Origin of the sequence: Acidovorax sp. FG27 (genome assembly GCF_040365715.1) — a bacterium.
Taxonomy (GTDB): Bacteria; Pseudomonadota; Gammaproteobacteria; order Burkholderiales; family Burkholderiaceae_C; genus Paracidovorax.
Map to the genome: position 1 here is coordinate 101,106 of NZ_BAABVY010000014.1, position 15,539 is coordinate 116,644.

Below are 15,539 nucleotides of genomic sequence, written 5' to 3' on the forward strand. Positions count from 1 at the left end.
GTCACCCGCCCATGCCATTCACCGTCCACCAACGCTTCTTCTTCGACGCTGCCCACACCCTGCAGCGCGAGGTGGAGGCTGCCGGCAGCCGCCGCATCCACGGCCACACCTACCATGCCGAGGTTTCGGTCACCGGCCCGCGCGATCCGCACACCGGCATGGTGATCGACCTGGGCCATCTGCGGGCGCGCTGCCAGGCGCTGCGCGAACAGCTCGACCACCACCTGCTCGACGAAGTACCGGGCCTGGGGCCGGCCACGCTGGAAAACCTCTGCGTCTTCATCGCCAACGCCCTGGCCGACCTGCGCCCGGCCGCCAGCCGCGTGCGCGTGTGGCGCGAAGGCGTGGGCGACGGTTGCGTGCTCGATCTTTGACGAGCGGCCGCCGCCTCCCTCTTTCGTTGCTTGCCTTTTCCTTTCTTCCCGAGTCCACCATGCCCCACCTGACCATCGAATACAGCGCCAACCTGCCCGGCTTTCCTGAGGCCGAAGCGCTCACGGCGCTGAACGCCGCCGTCACCGCCAGCCCCGAGATCCTGGACGAGGCCGATCTCAAGACCCGCTTCGTGCGCACCGGCAGCTTCGAGATCGGCAGCGCGCCGGCTGGCCGCGCCTTCGTCCACGCCCAGCTGCGCCTGCTCTCCGGCCGCACGCCCGAGGCCAAGAAGGACCTGACGGGCCGCATCGCCGACGTGCTGCGCCGCCTGACGCCCCGCCCCGAGGGCGTGATGGTGCAGTTGAGCGTGGAGATGGTGGACATGGACCGCCCCTCGTATGTGAAGGAACGGCTCTGACCCACCCAGGATCAGAGCCAAATCAGGCTCCAGCGCTCATGGATCCAGCGCATACAGCTATTATTTTCATAGCAAATTGAACCCAGCCGACGCGCCCGGCCGCCCGCGCTGCCCGGCCTGCCTGCGGCCCCGCGCGGGCTGCCTCTGCGATCTGGCCGCGCCGGTCGCCCACCGGGCCGAGGTGCTGATCCTGCAGCACCCGCTGGAGGTGCACCATGCTAAGAACGTGTTGACGATCTCCCAGGGGTCGCGCAGCGGTGTGGGCGGGTGGGCTGCAAGGCGCGGTGCGCAGTGAATAGCGTGGCTATTCACAAGCGCCGCAACGCCGCAGACCGCCCGCCCACACCGCTGCCCTTCGGGTTGGAGCGAAATCGGGCGATTGGACGCCCCGGCTGCTTGCATGGACATGAGTCCATGCGGCGCATCCGGAGCATCCACTCATCCCGATTGCGCTCCAACGCGATCCCCTGCGAGATCGTCAACACGTTCTGAGGGCACGGCCCGCCTGCTTCACCTGTGCCTGCCGCGCAGCCGGCTGGAAGTGGGCGAGGCGTTCGACCCCCACGCCCTGCGGGCCTGGCTGACCGACCCGTGGTCAGGCGCCCCGGCTGGCGCGGGCCCGCACACGGTGCTGCTCTACCCGCCCTCGCCGCCCGACCCCGCCCTGCCGTTGCTGGCGCCCCCTCCACTGCCACCCGAATGGCTGGCCGGCGACGCCGCCGCGCTGCGCCTGGTCGTGCTGGACGGCACCTGGCGCAAGAGCCGCAAGATGCTCTACGCCAACCCGCTGCTGCAGGCGCTGCCCCGGCTGCCGCTGGCGCCCGGCCTGCCCGCGTCGGGCTACGGCGGCCTGCGCCGGGCCCATGCGCCGCACCAGCTGTCGACCCTGGAAGCCACCTGCGCCGCGCTGGCCCAGCTGGAAGGCGGCCACTGCGACCGCTACGCGCCGGTGCGGGCGGCGTTCGCGGCCTTCATGGCGCGGCAGGTGGCGCAGCGGGAGGCGGGGCGTCAGCAGGGCCCAGTTCCGCCGGCAGCCAGCCCCGCAGACTGTTGACGAAGGCCCAGGCGCGCACCTGCGGCAGGTCCTGCAGGCGCAGCACGGCCTCGGTCAACCGCCCCTCGCGCAGGGCGACGGCCCGGCCCACGCCGGGCAGCAGGCCGCAGGCGAGCGGCGGCGTGATCCAGCGGCCGTCCGGCAGCTGCGCGGCGATGTTGCCGAAGGTAGTTTCGGTGATCTCGCCCGCCGGGTTGTAGAGCAGCGTATCGAACACGCCCGAGCCGGGCGCGGGAGCGAAGGCCGCGTAGTGCGTCCGCCGCGTGGTCTTGTGGCGCACGAATTCGCCGTGCGCGTCGGCGAACGGCCGGTCGGCCAGCGCGAGCCGCACCGCGCCCGGGGCGGGCGCGGCCAGGGCGAAGGCCTCGGCGCGCGGCGTGCCATCAGCGCGCAGCAGCAGGCGCACGCGCCAGGCGCCTTGCGGGTGGGCGCCGGCCAGGGCCCGCAGGCAGGCGTCGATGCGCTCCGGTGCCCATGGCACGTTGAAGTGCGCGGCGGAGGCGGCCATGCGCGCCAGGTGGTCGGCGCGGTGGCGGAAGGCGCCATCGACCAGCGCCAGCGTCTCCAGGATGTCAAAGGGCTCGCTGGCGCGCACGAGGAAGGCGCGCTTGTGGTGCCATTCCTGCCATTCGGCGTCGGCCTGCGCATCGTGGGTGATGCCGCTGCCGATGCCGCAGCGGGCTTCGGTTCCGCGCAGCTCCACCGTGCGGATGGGCACGTTGAAGGTGGCGGCCAGCCCGCCGCCCGGACGCGGCCGCACCACGCCCAGCGCGCCGCAATACCAGCCGCGGGGGCCGGGCTCCAGCGCGTGGATGGCCTGCATGGCGCGCACCTTGGGCGCCCCGGTGATCGAGCCGCAGGGAAAGAGCGCGGCGAACACCCGCTCCAGCGTGGTGCCGGCGGGCGTGCGCGCCTCGACGTCGGACGTCATCTGCCACACGGCGGGCAGGGCCTGGGTGGCGAAGAGGGCCGGCACGCGCACGCTGTGCGGCGTGGCGATGCGCGACAGGTCGTTGCGCAGCAGGTCCACGATCATGACGTTCTCGGCCCGCTCCTTGGGGCTGGCGCGCAGGGCGGCGACGCGGGCCGCGTCCTCGGCCGGCGTGGCCCCACGCGGGGCCGTGCCCTTCATGGGGCGGGCGAGCAGGGCACCGCCCGCGCCCTTCCCTGCGTCCTCGCCCCCGTCCTGCCAGTCGAAGAACAGCTCGGGCGAGACCGACAACACCTGCTCGCCACCCATGTCCAGGCAGAGCGCATAGCCGCCCGGCTGGGCGCGCTGCAGCGCGGCGAAGAGCGCATGGGCGGTGCCGACGGCATCCACCCCGGCCGCCGGCTGCACGCGGCCCGCCAGCACGCCGGTGTAGTTGACCTGGTAGTACTCGCCCGCCGCGATGCCCCGGTGGAGGGCGGCGAGCGCGGCATCGAAGCTGGCGCGGTCCGGCCCGGCAGGCCAGTGCACGGTGGGTTCGTGCGCCACCGGGGGCGCCTCGGCCGGCCAGGGCGTGGGCGCATCGAACACGGCGAACCAGGCCAGCGGCTGGCCGGCTGGCGCCGGGTGGGTGCGCAGCGCGGCGTCGAATGCGGCCGCCGCCTCGTAGCACAGCCCGCCGACGCACCAGGCGCCGGCGCGTGCCGCGGCATCGACCTGGCGCACCACGGCGGGCACGTCGGCCAGGGTCTGCGCCACCAGCGTGGCACGCGGCGGGGCGGTGAAGGCGTGGCGCAGGCGGGGCGCTCCGGCCGGCGCCCGCGGGTCGGCGAAGTCCAGCAGCGCCATCACGGTCAAATCAGGCTCCAGCGCTTGTCCATCAAGCGCATCCAGCTACCATTTTCATAGCAATCGGTCAGGCGGCACCGATGTGCGGCACCAGCGCGCCGGCCGGCTGCCCGCTTTTCCGCGCGGCGGTGAAGGCCAGCATGCGGTCGATGGGCTGGCGGGCGCGGGGGATCAAATCCGGGCTCACCTGCACCGCGTTGGCGCCGGTCTCCAGCACCCGCGCCACGTCGGCCAGGCCGTTCATCGCCATCCAGGGGCAGTGCGCGCAGCTCTTGCAGGTGGCACTGTTGCCGGCGGTGGGCGCTTCGTGGAAGGTCTTGCCCGGGTTGAGCGTGCGCAGCTTGTGCAGCATGCCGCTGTCGGTGGCGACGATGAATTCGCTCGCATCCAGCTCGCGGGCGGCCTTCAGGATGGCGCTGGTGGAGCCCACCGCGTCGGCCAGGGCCACCACGTCGGCCGGGCTTTCGGGGTGCACCAGCACCTTGGCGGCCGGGTGCCGGCGCTTGAGGTCCAGCAGCTCCTGTGCCTTGAACTCGTCGTGCACGATGCAGGCGCCGTTCCAGAACAGCATGTCGGCGCCGGTCTGCTGCTGGATGTAGCCGCCCAGGTGCCGGTCGGGCGCCCAGAGGATCTTGTGGCCGGCGGCGTGCAGCGCGCCGACGATCTCCAGCGCGCAGCTGGAGGTGACCAGCCAGTCGGCCCGCGCCTTCACGGCCGCGCTGGTGTTGGCATAGACGACCACGGTGCGGTCCGGGTGCTGGTCGCAGAAGGCGCTGAAGGCGTCGATGGGGCACCCCAGGTCGAGCGAGCAGGTGGCGTCCAGGTCGGGCATGAGCACGGTCTTCTCGGGCGACAGGATCTTGGCCGTCTCGCCCATGAAGCGCACGCCGGAGACCACCAGCGTCTGCGCCGGATGGTCGCGGCCGAAGCGCGCCATCTCCAGCGAATCGCTGACCAGCCCGCCGGTGTCCTCGGCCAGGTCCTGCAGGTCCGGGTGCACGTAGTAGTGCGACACCATCACCGCGTTGCGCTCCTTGAGCAGGCGGCGGATGCGGTCCTTCAGCGCGGCGCGCTCGGGCAGGGAGGGCTCGGGCGGCACGCGCGCCCAGGCATGGCGGGTGGAACAGGCGGCGGCGCCTGCGGGCTGCTCGTATTCGACGTCGATCACGGTGGTCATGCCAGCTCCTGCACGCGCATCGAAAAATCGATGGCCTTCACGTCCTTGGTCAGCGTGCCGATGGAGATGCGGTCCACGCCGGTCTCGGCCAGCGCGCGCAGTCCCTCCAGCGTCACGCCGCCGGAAATCTCCAGCACCGCCGGGCCGGCCGGGTGCGCGGCGTTCAGCCGCACGGCCTCGTTCAGCAGGGCAAGCGGCATGTTGTCCAGCAGCACCATGCGGGCGCCGGCCTGCAGGGCTTCATCGAGCTGCGCCAGGGTCTCGCATTCGATCTCGATGAACTTCGCGCCAGCGGCAGCGGCCTGCGCGGCCCGCAGCACGGCCGTGACGCCGCCGGCGGCGGCGATGTGGTTTTCCTTGATGAGCACGGCGTCGTGCAGGCCGATGCGGTGGTTGGTGCCCCCGCCCATTCGCACGGCGTATTTCTGCGCCATGCGCAGGCCCGGCACGGTCTTGCGCGTATCGACGATCTGGGCGCGGGTGCCGGCCACGGCGTCCACGTAGCGCCGCGTCTTGGTGGCCACGGCCGAGAGCAGCTGCAGGAAGTTGAGCGCCGTGCGCTCGGCGCTCAGCAGCGCCCGCGCCTGGCCCTCGATCTCCAGCACCACCTGGTCGGCCGCGCAGCGCTGGCCCTCGGCCACCTGCCAGGCCAGGCGCACGCCCGGGTCGAGCGCGCGCAGGGCGGCCTCGGCCCAGGGCGCGCCGCAGATCACGGCCTCCTCGCGGGCCAGCACGCGGGCGCGCACGCGCCGGGCGGGGTCGATCAGGGCGGCGGTGAGGTCGCCCGCGCCCACGTCTTCGGCGAGGGCACGGGCCACGTCGGCCTGGGCGGTGGCTTGCACGTCGGCGCTGGCGGCGGCGGCGCCGGTGGCTGGCTGGATCGGATTCGTCATGGGCGGCGAGCATAGCGGCAATGCGGGCGCCGCAGGGCCCGGTGCGTTCCGTGGGCGCTGCGTCCAGGCAGCGACGGGCCCGGCGGCCGCGATCTTCTACACTCGCCCGCCGTGAGTGCCTGCCCGCTTCGTCCTCCCCGCCCGATGCCGCCCGCCCGCCCGGGGCCAGGGGGCAGCCGTGCGCCGCACCGGCCCGGCGCGTGAAGCGGCTGCACGGCATCGCCCGCCGCTGGCGGCAACTGGGCCTGGCCCTGGCCCTGCTGGCGGCCTGCCTGGGCGCGCTGGCCGCACCGGCGGCGCCGGTCGCACCCCCGATGCCGCTGCGCGCCAGTGCCGAGCCACTCGACGCCTGGCCGTGGATGGGGCTTCTGGGCGACGCCTCGCTCACGCTGACCGCCGAGGAGGTGTGGGCGCGCCGGGACGCCTTCCAGCCGCCGCCGCACCGGGGCGGCTCGCTCGGCGTGCGCCGGGAGGCCGTCTGGCTGCACCTGCCCGTGACCGTGGAGCAGCCGCCGGCCGAGGCCTGGGTGCTGTCGATCGGCTACAGCTCGCTGCAGGAGGTGGACATCTACCTGCTGCAGGACGGCCGGGTGCTGCAGCATGCCGCGATGGGCTACCTGCGGCCGCAGACCCTGCAGTCGCGCGCCAGCCGCACGCCGGCCCTGCGCCTGGCCCTGGCGGGCGCAGGGCGCCACGACCTGCTGGTGCGGGTGCGCACCGCCGGCCCGCTGATCCTGCCCATCACGGTGGGCGAGCTGCCCGTGCAGGCCCGGCTGGCGCTGCGCGAGCAGATGCTGCAGGGCCTGCTCAACGGGCTGGCGCTGTGCCTGGTGCTCTACAGCCTGCTGCAGTGGATCGGCCTGCGCGAGAAGCTCTTTGCCTACTACGCCCTGGTGGTGATGGGCAGCGCAGGGTTTTCGCTGCAGTTCTTCGGCATCGGGGCGCAGTTCGTCTGGCCCGGCAATGCGTGGATGGAGATGCATTTCGCCATCCTCGCCGGGCTGGTGGCGCTGGTAGGTTCGTTCCTCTTCCTGGGCCACATCCTCGCGCCGGACGACCCGCACGGCCGCTACGCCCGCGCCATGCGGGCGGGCGCCGCGCTGATGGCCGCCGCCGCCCTCGCCCACGTGCTGGGGCTGCTCAGCGTGCGGTTCGCCACTGCGCTCATGAGCCTCTTCGGCATGGTCCCCACGCTGGCCAGCCTGCCGCGCGCGTTCCGCCGCATGCGGCAGGGCGACGCGGTGGGCGGCGTGCTGCTGGTGGGCTGGACGGTCTACGGCGCCGCTGCGCTCACGCTGGCCTGCCTGGTGCAGGGCTGGGTGCCGGCCAACTTCTGGACGCTGCATTCCTTCCAGTTCGGCGCCACGCTGGACATGCTGATCTTCCTGCGCGTGCTGGGGCTGCGCTCGCAGGCGCTGCGCCTGGCCACGCATGCCGCACTGGTGGAGCGCGACACCATGCGGTCGCTGGCGCACACCGACGCGCTCACCGGCCTGCCCAACCGGCGCAGCCTGCTGCTGGACCTGCAGGCGGCGCTGCCGCAGTGCGCTCCCCACCGCCTGGTGGCTGTCTACCTGATGGACCTGGACGGCTTCAAGGCCGTGAACGACCGCCGGGGCCACGACGTGGGCGACGAGCTGCTGGTGGCCGTGGCCCGGCGCCTGGGCGAGGTGGCGGGGCCATCGCACCGCGTGGCGCGCCTGGGTGGCGACGAATTCATCGTGCTGGCCAGCGGCCTGGAGCGGCCCGAGCACGCCCGGGCGCTGGGCGACGCCCTGGTGCGGGCCTTCGACGCGCCCTTCGCGCTGCCCCGGCACCGCTTGCGCGTGGGCCTGACCGTGGGGTATGCGCTCGCGCCGCTGGACGCCGCGACGGCCGACGCGCTGGTCGCCCAGGCCGACCAGGCGATGTACCAGGGCAAGCAGGCCGGCAAGCACCGGCTGCGCCGATACGGCGAGCGCGGTGCCCCGGCCGCCGGCGACCCGGGCTGACGACGATGGGCGGCGGGCCGCAGGGGTGCCGCTGCCCGGCCACGCACGGCTCGCATAGACTCGCGGCTCATTCGCGCACCGAGGAACGCCTGCATGACCACGCCTTCGCCCACGCCTGCCGCCGCCACCGCCACGCCCTACGGCACGCTGCCGCCCGCCTCGCCGCTGCCGCAGCGGCGCCCCGTCAGCCTGCCGCGCCTGGCGCAGATGCGCGAGGCCGGCGAGAAGATCGCCATGCTGACGGCCTACGACGCCACCTTCGCCGCCGTGGCCGATGCCGCCGGCGTGGAATGCATCCTGGTGGGCGACTCGCTCGGCATGGTCTGCCAGGGCCTGCCCAGCACCGTGGGCGTGTCGCTCGACACCATGGCCTACCACACGGCCAGCGTGGCGCGCGGCCTGCACCGCGTGCAGGGCACGGCCTGGCTGATCGCCGACCTGCCCTACGGCAGCTATTCGGAAGGCCCCGAGCAGGCCATGCGCAGCGCCTGCGCGCTGATGCAGGCGGGCGCGCACATGGTCAAGCTCGAGGGCGGCGGCTGGACGGCGCCCATCGTGCGCTTTTTGGTCGAGCGCGGCGTGCCGGTCTGCGCCCACCTGGGCCTGACGCCGCAGACGGTGCACGCCCTGGGCGGCTACCGCGTGCAGGGCCGCAGCGACGAGGCGGCCCGCGCACTGCGCAGCCAGGCCACCGAGCTGCAGGACGCCGGCGCCGCCATGCTGGTGCTGGAGATGGTGCCCGCCCTGTTGGCCCGCGAGGTGACCGAGGCGCTGCCGCACTGCCACACCATCGGCATCGGCGCGGGCAGCGGCACGGCCGGCCAGGTGCTGGTGCTGCACGACATGCTGGGCGTGAACCTGGGCAAGAACCCGAAGTTCGTGCACGACTTCATGGCCCAGGCGGGCAGCGTGCGCGGCGCCATCGAGGCCTACGTGCAGGCGGTCAAGCAGGGGCGCTTTCCGGACGACGCCCTGCACGCCTGGTGATGGCCGCCCCTTTCCTTCCCCGTTCCTTCTCCCGCGCTCCGACATGATCATCGCCCACACCATTCCCGAGCTGCGCGCCGCCCTGGCCGGGCGCGGCCGCCCCGCCTTCGTGCCGACCATGGGCAACCTGCACGCCGGCCACATCGCGCTGGTGCGCCAGGCCATGCCGCTGGGCGACGTGACCGTGGCGAGCATCTTCGTGAACCGGCTGCAGTTCTTGCCGCACGAAGACTTCGACAGCTATCCGCGCACCTGGGACAGCGACTGCGCGCAGCTGACGGCCGCCGGCTGCGACGTGCTGTTCGCCCCGCGCGAGGCCGACCTGTACCCCGAGCCGCAGACCTTCAAGGTGGCGCCCGACCCGGCGCTGGCCGACCTGCTGGAAGGACATTTCCGGCCCGGCTTCTTCACCGGCGTGTGCACGGTGGTGATGAAGCTGTTCTCGGCCGTGTTCTTCGGCAGCGGCGCGGGCGGCGGCACGGCGGTGTTCGGCAAGAAGGACTACCAGCAGCTCATGGTGATCCGGCGCATGGTCCAGCAGTTCGCCCTGCCCATCGGCGTGGTGGCGGGCGACACGGCCCGCGCGGACGACGGCCTGGCCCTGAGTTCGCGCAATGGCTACCTCAGCGCCGAAGACCGGCAGCGCGCCGTGCAGCTGTCGCAGGCCCTGGGGCAGCTCGCGCAGGCCGTGCGGGCGGCCGGCGCCGACCCGCTGCCCGCGCTGGAAGCCCGGGCGCTGAAGGACCTGGGCGACCTTGGCTGGCAGCCCGACTACCTCACCGTGCGCCGGCGCGCCGACCTGCAGGCGCCGGGCGATGCGGCCGCGCTGGAGGGCCCGCTGGTGGCGCTGGGCGCGGCGCGGCTGGGCAGCACGCGGCTGATCGACAACCTGGAGTTCTGAAGGTAGGTGCACGCGGAGGGCTGCTCGGCGGTGGCGCGACCCACGGGGCGCATAGGCCCGCGCCTACAGCACCCCCGCACCGCGTCGCACAGTCCGGGGCAGGAGGGATCGATAACGTTGAGTCATCCCTCAACCACTCAATCAGGAGTAACTCATGCCCATCATCGCCTGGCTTCTCGGTGTCCCACTGTCCGTCGTGCTGCTGCTCATGCTGTTCGGCGTGCTCTGAACACGGCACAGCTCATCCGGAGAGAAATCTCAAGGCTGCTCGACGGCCGGATCTCTTCCCATCAATGCGGCCACCGCTTCGGCAGGCCGCATTTTTGCGTCCAGCAGGGCGACCACGGCCTGCGTGATCGGCATGTCGACCCCGAGTGCCGCTGCGCGCTGCGCCACGGTGCGGGCGCTGTAGACGCCTTCGGCCACATGGCCCAATGAAGCGACGACTTCATCGAGCGTGCGCCCTTGCGCGAGCAAATGGCCCACGCGGCGGTTGCGCGACAGATCGCCGGTCGCCGTCAGCACCAGGTCGCCGAGGCCCGACAGCCCCATGAACGTATCGGTGCGGGCGCCCAGCGCGACGCCCAGCCGCGTCATCTCGGCCAAGCCGCGCGTGACCAGGGCGGCGCGGGCGTTCAGCCCCAGTTCCAGCCCGTCGCACAGCCCGGTGGCGATGGCAAGCACGTTCTTCACCGCCCCGCCCACCTCCACGCCGACGATGTCGTCGTTGGCATAGACGCGCAGGCTGGGGCTATGGAAGGCCTCCACGAGTACGTCGCGCACGGCCGCATGCTGGCTGGCGGCCACCAGGGCCGTCGGTTGGGAGCGCGCCACCTCCTGCGCGAAGCTGGGGCCGCTGAGCGCGCCGGACAGCAGCGCCGGCGCGACCTGGGCGCAGACCTCGTGCGCCATCAGGCCGGCGGAGGCGCTGCCGCCTGACGAGCTGGCCTCGAACCCCTTGCACAGCCAGGCGACGGGCGCGGCCACACCCTGCAGGGCGTGCAGGGTCGGGCGCAGAGCGGCCATGGGCGTGGCGACGATCACCAGGTCGGCGCGGCGGGCGAGCGCGAGCGGATCGCCGGCAGTGACCGTGAGGGAGGCGGGAAAGGGAAGGCCGGGCAGATACCGCGCGTTCTCGCGTGCGTCCGCCATGGCGGCGGCCTGTGCGGCATCGCGGGCCCAGAGCGTGACGGCATGCCCGGCAGGGTGGGCGGCGGCGCTCATGGCCATCGCCGTACCCCAGGCACCCGCGCCAATCACTATTATTTTCATAGCTATCAGCGCTTGAATGGCAAGCGCTGGAGGCTAAAAAAGACCTCCAACGCGAGGGACGCTTACTGCGTCAGGATGGACGAGGGTTCACCCGCGGCCTGGGCCTGCTGCTGCTCGTACATGGCCTGGAAGTTGATTTCGGCCAGGTGCACGGGCGGGAAGCCGGCGCGGGTGATCAGGTCGGCCACGTTGCCGCGCAGGTAGGGGTAGACGATCTGCGGGCAGGCGATGCCCATGATCGGGCCCATCTGGTCTTCGGGCAGGTTACGGATCTCGAAGATGCCGGCCTGCTTGGCTTCGACCAGGAACACGGTCTTGTCCTGGATCTTGGTCTGCACGGTGGCCGTCACGGCCACTTCGAAGATGCCTTCGGCCACGGGCGTGGCTTCCACGCCGAGCTGGATGTCGACGCTGGGCTGCTGCTGCTCGAGCAGGATGGCGGGCGAGTTCGGTTGCTCCAGCGAGGCGTCCTTCAGGTAGACGCGCTGGATCTGGAACACGGGGGTTGCTTCTTCGGTAGCCATGGTCTCGGTTTCTTTCATTGAATCGGTCGGTCCATCGATCCATCCATCGCTCGATCAGCCAATGAGCCAGTCATCCAGTCGATCGATGAATCGTCGTTCATCGCTCGCCAACCCCCGAACAGGGGAATCGGCAAAACAAAGCCCGCCGGGGCGCGAACCCCAGCGGGCAGTCGGGCCGCATTATGCCGCCCTGGCGTGAATCAAGCCGCGTTCAGCAGCGGCATGAGGCCGCCCCGTCCGTCCAGCGCCACCAGATCGTCGTGCCCGCCCACGTGGGTCTCGCCGATGAAGATCTGCGGCACGGTGCGGCGGCCGGTGATCTCCATCATCTGCGTGCGCGCCGCCGTGTCCGTGTCAATGCGGATCTCCTCGATGTGCTCGACACCCTTGGACTTCAGGATCTGCTTGGCCCGGATGCAATAGGGGCAGACGGCGGTGGTGTACATCTTCACGGTTTGCATGGCGGCCTTTCGGTGAATGCGAAGGTGGGCAGGGAATGGCTGTTTCCCCGCAACTGGAGCCGGCTCAGGCTTTTTCAACCGGCATGGCCGCGTCGCGCCAGCCTTTCAGCCCGCCGGCCAGCGCCTGGGTGTTGTCGTACCCCAGCTTCTTGGCCACGCCCACGGCACGCTGCGCCCGCGTGCCCTTGGCACAGACCAGCACCAGCGGCAGCGCCTTGTTCTTCACGACCTGGGGCAGGCGCTCCTCGAGCTGCGCCAGGGGAATGTTCTTCGCGCCGCCGATGTGGCCGGCGGCGAACTCGTCCGGCTCGCTCACGTCGATGACCACGGCCTTTTCACGGTTGATGAGCTGCACCGCGCCGGCCGGCGACAGCGAGCCGCTAGCGGCGCCGCGCGCCAGGGGCACCAGCAACATCCCGCCCGAGGCGATCGCAATGAAGAACAGATACCAGTTGTCGATGATGAAATTCACGTCGATCCTCAGAAGATGCAAAGGGAAGCAAAGCGTGCAATTCTAGAATGGCGGGTTTTGAAACCCGACTCCCCGAGGGAAACATGTACAAGCTCGTCCTGATACGCCACGGCGAATCCACCTGGAATCTGGAGAACCGCTTCACCGGCTGGACCGACGTGGACCTGACCGACACCGGCGTGGAACAGGCGAAGAACGCCGGCCGTCTGCTCAAGGCCGAGGGCTACGACTTCGACCTGGCCTACACCAGCGTGCTCAAGCGCGCCACCCGCACGCTCTGGCACACCCTGGACGAGATGGACCGCACCTGGTTGCCCGTGCAGCACAGCTGGCGCCTGAACGAGCGCCACTACGGCGCCCTGCAGGGCCTGAACAAGGCGGAAACGGCCAAGCAGTACGGCGACGAGCAGGTGCTGATCTGGCGCCGCAGCTACGACACGCCGCCGCCGGCGCTGGAAGCCGGCGACCCGCGCAGCGAACGCGGCGACATCCGCTACGCTGGCCTGTCGCCCGAGCAGATTCCGCTCACCGAATGCCTGAAGGACACCGTCGCGCGGGTGCTGCCTTTCTGGAACGAGACCATGGCGCCGGCCATCCGCTCCGGCCGCCGCGTGGTGGTCGCCGCGCACGGCAACTCGATCCGCGCGCTGGTGAAGTACCTGGACGACATCGGCGACGACGAGATCGTGGGCCTCAACATTCCCAACGGCATTCCACTGGTATACGAGCTGGATGCCGACCTGAAGCCCCTGCGCCACTACTATCTGGGTGATGCAGACGCGGTGGCGAAGGCCGCCGCAGCCGTGGCGTCGCAAGGCAAGGCGTAAAGCCGAGGTAAAGCCGCGCGATGGCGCACGCCAGTACGCCCCCTCGGGGAACCGAGCGGGGCCCGGCCCTTCCAAGATGTGTATATTGAATGAAGTGGTAAAGGTGTTCCATGGGCCAGAAACTCAAGATTACGGGCTGGATTACGGTGGGTGTCGTCGCGGGCGCACTGACCACGGTGTCGCTGCAAACCGTGGCGCGCGGCGCCATGACCCCCCTGCCGCTGGAGGAGATCCAGCAGCTGTCCGCCGTTTTCGGCCTGGTCAAGACCGACTACGTGGAGCCGGTGGATGACAAGAAGCTGATCACCGATGCCATCTCCGGCATGGTCTCCAGCCTCGATCCGCATTCGCAGTACTTCGACAAGAAGTCGTTCAAGGAATTCCGCGAGGGCACCTCGGGCCGCTTCGTGGGCGTGGGCATCGAGATCACGCAGGACGACGGCCTCATCAAGGTGGTGTCGCCCATCGAAGGCTCCCCCGCCTTCCGCGCCGGCATCAAGACCAACGACCTCATCACCAAGATCGACGAAACGGCGGTGAAGGGCCTGGCCCTGAACGATGCCGTCAAGAAGATGCGCGGCGAGCCCAACACGCAGGTCACGCTGACCATCCTGCGCAAGGACGAGAGCCGCACCTTCCCCGTGACCATCACCCGCGAAGAGATCAAGACCCAGTCCGTCAAGGGCAAGGTGGTGGAGCCGGGCTATGCCTGGGTGCGCCTGTCGCAGTTCCAGGAACGCACCGTGGACGACTTCGTGCGCAAGCTCGAAGAGGTCTACAAGCAGGAGCCCAACCTGAAGGGCCTGGTGCTCGACCTGCGCAACGACCCGGGCGGCCTGCTCGATGCGGCCGTGGCCGTGTCGGCCGCCTTCCTGCCCGAGAACGTGACGGTGGTTTCCACCAACGGCCAGCTGGCCGAGAGCAAGGCGACCTTCAAGGCCGCGCCCGAGTTCTACCAGCGCCGTGGCAGCGGCGACCCGCTGCGCCGCCTGCCCGCCGCCATCAAGACCGTGCCGGTCGTGGTGCTGGTCAACGAAGGCTCGGCGTCGGCCAGCGAGATCGTCGCCGGCGCCCTGCAGGACCACAAGCGCGCCACCATCATGGGCAGCCAGACCTTCGGCAAGGGCTCGGTGCAGACCGTGCGCCCCCTCGGTCCCGACACCGGCATCAAGCTGACCACGGCCCGCTACTACACCCCGAGCGGCAAGTCCATCCAGGCCAAGGGCATCGTGCCCGACGTGATGGTGGACGAGACGGCCGAGGGCGACCTGTTCGCGTCGCTGCGCATGCGCGAGGCCGACCTCGAGAAGCACCTGGGCAGCGGCCAGGGCGAAGAGGTCAAGGACGTGGCCCGCGAAAAGGCCCGCGAGGAAGCCCGCAAGCGCCTGGAAGAGGAAACGAAGAAGCACGTGGCCGAGCGCAAGATGCCCGAGTTCGGCTCCGACCAGGACTTCCAGCTCGCCCAGGCGCTGAACCAGCTCAAGGGCAAGACGGTGCTGGCCAGCAAGACGCAGACCGAGCGCAAGGAAGAGAAAAAGGAAAACTGACGACGCCACGGCGGGCCCACGGGGCCTTCGCCAGGGCCGGGCCTGCAAGGGACCCGGCCCTTGTCGTTTCCAGGCCGGCCAAGGCGGTGCACCCTCTCCCATGAACGACGACCAACTCCTGCGCTATTCCCGCCACATCATGCTCGACGAGATCGGCATCGAGGGGCAGGAGCGCATCCTCGCCGCGCACGCCCTCGTCATCGGCGCGGGCGGGCTGGGCTCGCCGGCGGCGATGTTCCTCGCCTCCGCGGGCGTGGGCACCCTGACGCTGGTGGACGACGATGTCGTCGACCTCACCAACCTGCAGCGCCAGATCGCCCACACCACCGACCGTGTGGGCATGCCGAAGGTGGAATCCGCCGCCCTGGCGCTGCGCGCTATCAACCCCGGGGTGCAGGTGCGCGCCCTGCGCGAACGGGTGGACGGGCCACGCCTGGAGGCGCTGGTGGCCGAGGCCACCGTGGTGCTCGACTGCAGCGACAACTACCGCACCCGCCAGGCGGTCAATGCCGCCTGCGTGCACCACCGCAAGCCGCTGGTGGCCGGCGCCGCGATCCGCTTCGACGGGCAGTTGACGGTGGTCGATCCGGCCGTGGCGCAGGCCCCCTGCTACGCCTGCCTGTTCCCGCCGCAGGCCACGTTCGAAGAGGTGCAGTGCGCGACGATGGGCGTGTTCGCGCCCATGGTCGGCATTATCGGCAGCGTGCAGGCGGCGGAGGCGCTCAAGCTCATCGCCGGCGTGGGCACGTCTCTTGCAGGCCAGTTGCTGATGCTGGACGGCCGCGCTATGGAATGGACCCGCATGCGCACCGCGCGCGATCCGGCCTGCCCGGTCTGCGGGGCGCCCGCTCCCAGCGCCTGAG

17 protein-coding genes are annotated in these 15,539 nt (G+C 71.1%); 10 read left to right on the plus strand and 7 right to left on the minus strand.

From position 1 onward, the window contains the following. Nucleotides 1–11: 11 nt before the first annotated feature. The 4 genes from ABWV53_RS19195 (at nucleotide 12) to ABWV53_RS19210 (ending at nucleotide 1,847) form a co-directional block, all read left to right on the plus strand. The gene (locus ABWV53_RS19195; RefSeq protein WP_353367741.1) at nucleotides 12–374 is read left to right on the plus strand and encodes a 6-pyruvoyl trahydropterin synthase family protein; all 363 of its coding nucleotides are present in this window, start codon (nucleotides 12–14) and stop codon (nucleotides 372–374) included. Nucleotides 375–433: 59 nt separating this feature from the next. Further along, the gene (locus ABWV53_RS19200; RefSeq protein ID WP_353367742.1) at nucleotides 434–793 is read left to right on the plus strand and encodes a 5-carboxymethyl-2-hydroxymuconate Delta-isomerase; all 360 of its coding nucleotides are present in this window, start codon (nucleotides 434–436) and stop codon (nucleotides 791–793) included. A 76-nt stretch (nucleotides 794–869) separates the two neighbouring features. Beyond that, nucleotides 870–1,088, plus strand: coding sequence for a DTW domain-containing protein (locus ABWV53_RS19205; protein ID WP_353367743.1), 219 nt, complete (start codon nucleotides 870–872; stop codon nucleotides 1,086–1,088). Nucleotides 1,089–1,334: 246 nt separating this feature from the next. Continuing rightward, the gene (locus ABWV53_RS19210) at nucleotides 1,335–1,847 is read left to right on the plus strand and encodes a DTW domain-containing protein (protein ID WP_502903941.1); all 513 of its coding nucleotides are present in this window, start codon (nucleotides 1,335–1,337) and stop codon (nucleotides 1,845–1,847) included. Here the strand turns inward: ABWV53_RS19210 and ABWV53_RS19215 are convergent. The 3 genes from ABWV53_RS19215 to nadC all read right to left on the minus strand — a co-directional run bounded on the left by ABWV53_RS19215 (nucleotide 1,765) and on the right by nadC (nucleotide 5,694). Further along, nucleotides 1,765–3,624: a chorismate-binding protein gene (locus ABWV53_RS19215; RefSeq protein ID WP_502903943.1), complete on the minus strand. Its 1,860-nt coding sequence runs from the start codon at nucleotides 3,622–3,624 to the stop codon at nucleotides 1,765–1,767. The two genes, ABWV53_RS19210 and ABWV53_RS19215, sit on opposite strands and share 83 nt — an antisense overlap. Nucleotides 3,625–3,691: 67 nt before the next feature. Further along, nucleotides 3,692–4,801, minus strand: a complete 1,110-nt coding sequence (nadA, locus tag ABWV53_RS19220; protein ID WP_353367745.1) for a quinolinate synthase NadA — start codon at nucleotides 4,799–4,801, stop codon at nucleotides 3,692–3,694. Beyond that, the gene (nadC, locus tag ABWV53_RS19225; RefSeq protein ID WP_353367746.1) at nucleotides 4,798–5,694 is read right to left on the minus strand and encodes a carboxylating nicotinate-nucleotide diphosphorylase; all 897 of its coding nucleotides are present in this window, start codon (nucleotides 5,692–5,694) and stop codon (nucleotides 4,798–4,800) included. The genes nadA and nadC overlap by 4 nt, the downstream gene beginning before the upstream one ends. 200 nt (nucleotides 5,695–5,894) lie before the next feature. Between nadC and ABWV53_RS19230 the strand changes: the two genes are divergently transcribed. The 3 genes from ABWV53_RS19230 (at nucleotide 5,895) to panC (ending at nucleotide 9,573) form a co-directional block, all read left to right on the plus strand. Further along, a complete protein-coding gene (locus tag ABWV53_RS19230; protein WP_353367747.1) occupies nucleotides 5,895–7,685 on the plus strand; it encodes a diguanylate cyclase domain-containing protein in 1,791 nt (596 codons plus the stop codon). Between the two features lie 93 nt (nucleotides 7,686–7,778). Next, nucleotides 7,779–8,672: a 3-methyl-2-oxobutanoate hydroxymethyltransferase gene (gene panB / locus ABWV53_RS19235; protein ID WP_353367748.1), complete on the plus strand. Its 894-nt coding sequence runs from the start codon at nucleotides 7,779–7,781 to the stop codon at nucleotides 8,670–8,672. Between the two features lie 43 nt (nucleotides 8,673–8,715). Then, nucleotides 8,716–9,573 carry a pantoate--beta-alanine ligase gene (gene panC, locus ABWV53_RS19240; protein WP_353367749.1) on the plus strand — a complete coding sequence of 286 codons (858 nt, stop codon included), beginning with the start codon at nucleotides 8,716–8,718 and terminating at the stop codon, nucleotides 9,571–9,573. A 258-nt stretch (nucleotides 9,574–9,831) separates the two neighbouring features. On the opposite strand, the gene ABWV53_RS19245 is transcribed toward panC, so the two are convergent. From ABWV53_RS19245 to ABWV53_RS19260, 4 genes are all read right to left on the minus strand, one after another. Continuing rightward, the gene (locus ABWV53_RS19245) at nucleotides 9,832–10,845 is read right to left on the minus strand and encodes an NAD(P)H-dependent glycerol-3-phosphate dehydrogenase (RefSeq protein WP_353367750.1); all 1,014 of its coding nucleotides are present in this window, start codon (nucleotides 10,843–10,845) and stop codon (nucleotides 9,832–9,834) included. A 62-nt stretch (nucleotides 10,846–10,907) separates the two neighbouring features. Further along, nucleotides 10,908–11,369 (minus strand): protein-export chaperone SecB, encoded by a 462-nt coding sequence (gene secB / locus ABWV53_RS19250; RefSeq protein WP_056663067.1) that lies wholly within the window; start codon nucleotides 11,367–11,369, stop codon nucleotides 10,908–10,910. Nucleotides 11,370–11,569: 200 nt separating this feature from the next. Then, nucleotides 11,570–11,830 (minus strand): glutaredoxin 3, encoded by a 261-nt coding sequence (grxC, locus tag ABWV53_RS19255; protein WP_353367751.1) that lies wholly within the window; start codon nucleotides 11,828–11,830, stop codon nucleotides 11,570–11,572. A gap of 64 nt (nucleotides 11,831–11,894) precedes the next feature. After that, entirely contained in the window at nucleotides 11,895–12,302 is a 408-nt protein-coding gene (locus tag ABWV53_RS19260) for a rhodanese-like domain-containing protein (protein ID WP_353367752.1), read from the minus strand. A gap of 83 nt (nucleotides 12,303–12,385) precedes the next feature. Between ABWV53_RS19260 and gpmA the strand changes: the two genes are divergently transcribed. The 3 genes from gpmA (at nucleotide 12,386) to ABWV53_RS19275 (ending at nucleotide 15,538) form a co-directional block, all read left to right on the plus strand. Further along, the gene (gene gpmA, locus ABWV53_RS19265) at nucleotides 12,386–13,129 is read left to right on the plus strand and encodes a 2,3-diphosphoglycerate-dependent phosphoglycerate mutase (protein WP_353367753.1); all 744 of its coding nucleotides are present in this window, start codon (nucleotides 12,386–12,388) and stop codon (nucleotides 13,127–13,129) included. Between the two features lie 110 nt (nucleotides 13,130–13,239). Beyond that, on the plus strand, nucleotides 13,240–14,676 hold the full coding sequence (locus ABWV53_RS19270; RefSeq protein ID WP_353367754.1) for a S41 family peptidase: 1,437 nt from the start codon (nucleotides 13,240–13,242) through the stop codon (nucleotides 14,674–14,676). Between the two features lie 100 nt (nucleotides 14,677–14,776). After that, entirely contained in the window at nucleotides 14,777–15,538 is a 762-nt protein-coding gene (locus tag ABWV53_RS19275; protein ID WP_353367755.1) for a HesA/MoeB/ThiF family protein, read from the plus strand. Nucleotide 15,539 lies beyond the last annotated feature (1 nt).

What these genes read in the sequence shown, in the direction of transcription:
- ABWV53_RS19195 (WP_353367741.1), top strand. Translation starts at nt 12, where the DNA reads ATGCCATTCACCGTCCACCAACGCTTCTTCTTCGACGCTGCCCACACC.
- ABWV53_RS19200 (WP_353367742.1), top strand. Translation starts at nt 434, where the DNA reads ATGCCCCACCTGACCATCGAATACAGCGCCAACCTGCCCGGCTTTCCT.
- ABWV53_RS19215 (WP_502903943.1), bottom strand. Translation starts at nt 3,624, where the DNA reads ATGGCGCTGCTGGACTTCGCCGACCCGCGGGCGCCGGCCGGAGCGCCC.
- nadA (WP_353367745.1), bottom strand. Translation starts at nt 4,801, where the DNA reads ATGACCACCGTGATCGACGTCGAATACGAGCAGCCCGCAGGCGCCGCC.
- nadC (WP_353367746.1), bottom strand. Translation starts at nt 5,694, where the DNA reads ATGACGAATCCGATCCAGCCAGCCACCGGCGCCGCCGCCGCCAGCGCC.
- panB (WP_353367748.1), top strand. Translation starts at nt 7,779, where the DNA reads ATGACCACGCCTTCGCCCACGCCTGCCGCCGCCACCGCCACGCCCTAC.
- panC (WP_353367749.1), top strand. Translation starts at nt 8,716, where the DNA reads ATGATCATCGCCCACACCATTCCCGAGCTGCGCGCCGCCCTGGCCGGG.
- ABWV53_RS19245 (WP_353367750.1), bottom strand. Translation starts at nt 10,845, where the DNA reads ATGAAAATAATAGTGATTGGCGCGGGTGCCTGGGGTACGGCGATGGCC.
- secB (WP_056663067.1), bottom strand. Translation starts at nt 11,369, where the DNA reads ATGGCTACCGAAGAAGCAACCCCCGTGTTCCAGATCCAGCGCGTCTAC.
- grxC (WP_353367751.1), bottom strand. Translation starts at nt 11,830, where the DNA reads ATGCAAACCGTGAAGATGTACACCACCGCCGTCTGCCCCTATTGCATC.
- gpmA (WP_353367753.1), top strand. Translation starts at nt 12,386, where the DNA reads ATGTACAAGCTCGTCCTGATACGCCACGGCGAATCCACCTGGAATCTG.
- ABWV53_RS19270 (WP_353367754.1), top strand. Translation starts at nt 13,240, where the DNA reads ATGGGCCAGAAACTCAAGATTACGGGCTGGATTACGGTGGGTGTCGTC.
- ABWV53_RS19275 (WP_353367755.1), top strand. Translation starts at nt 14,777, where the DNA reads ATGAACGACGACCAACTCCTGCGCTATTCCCGCCACATCATGCTCGAC.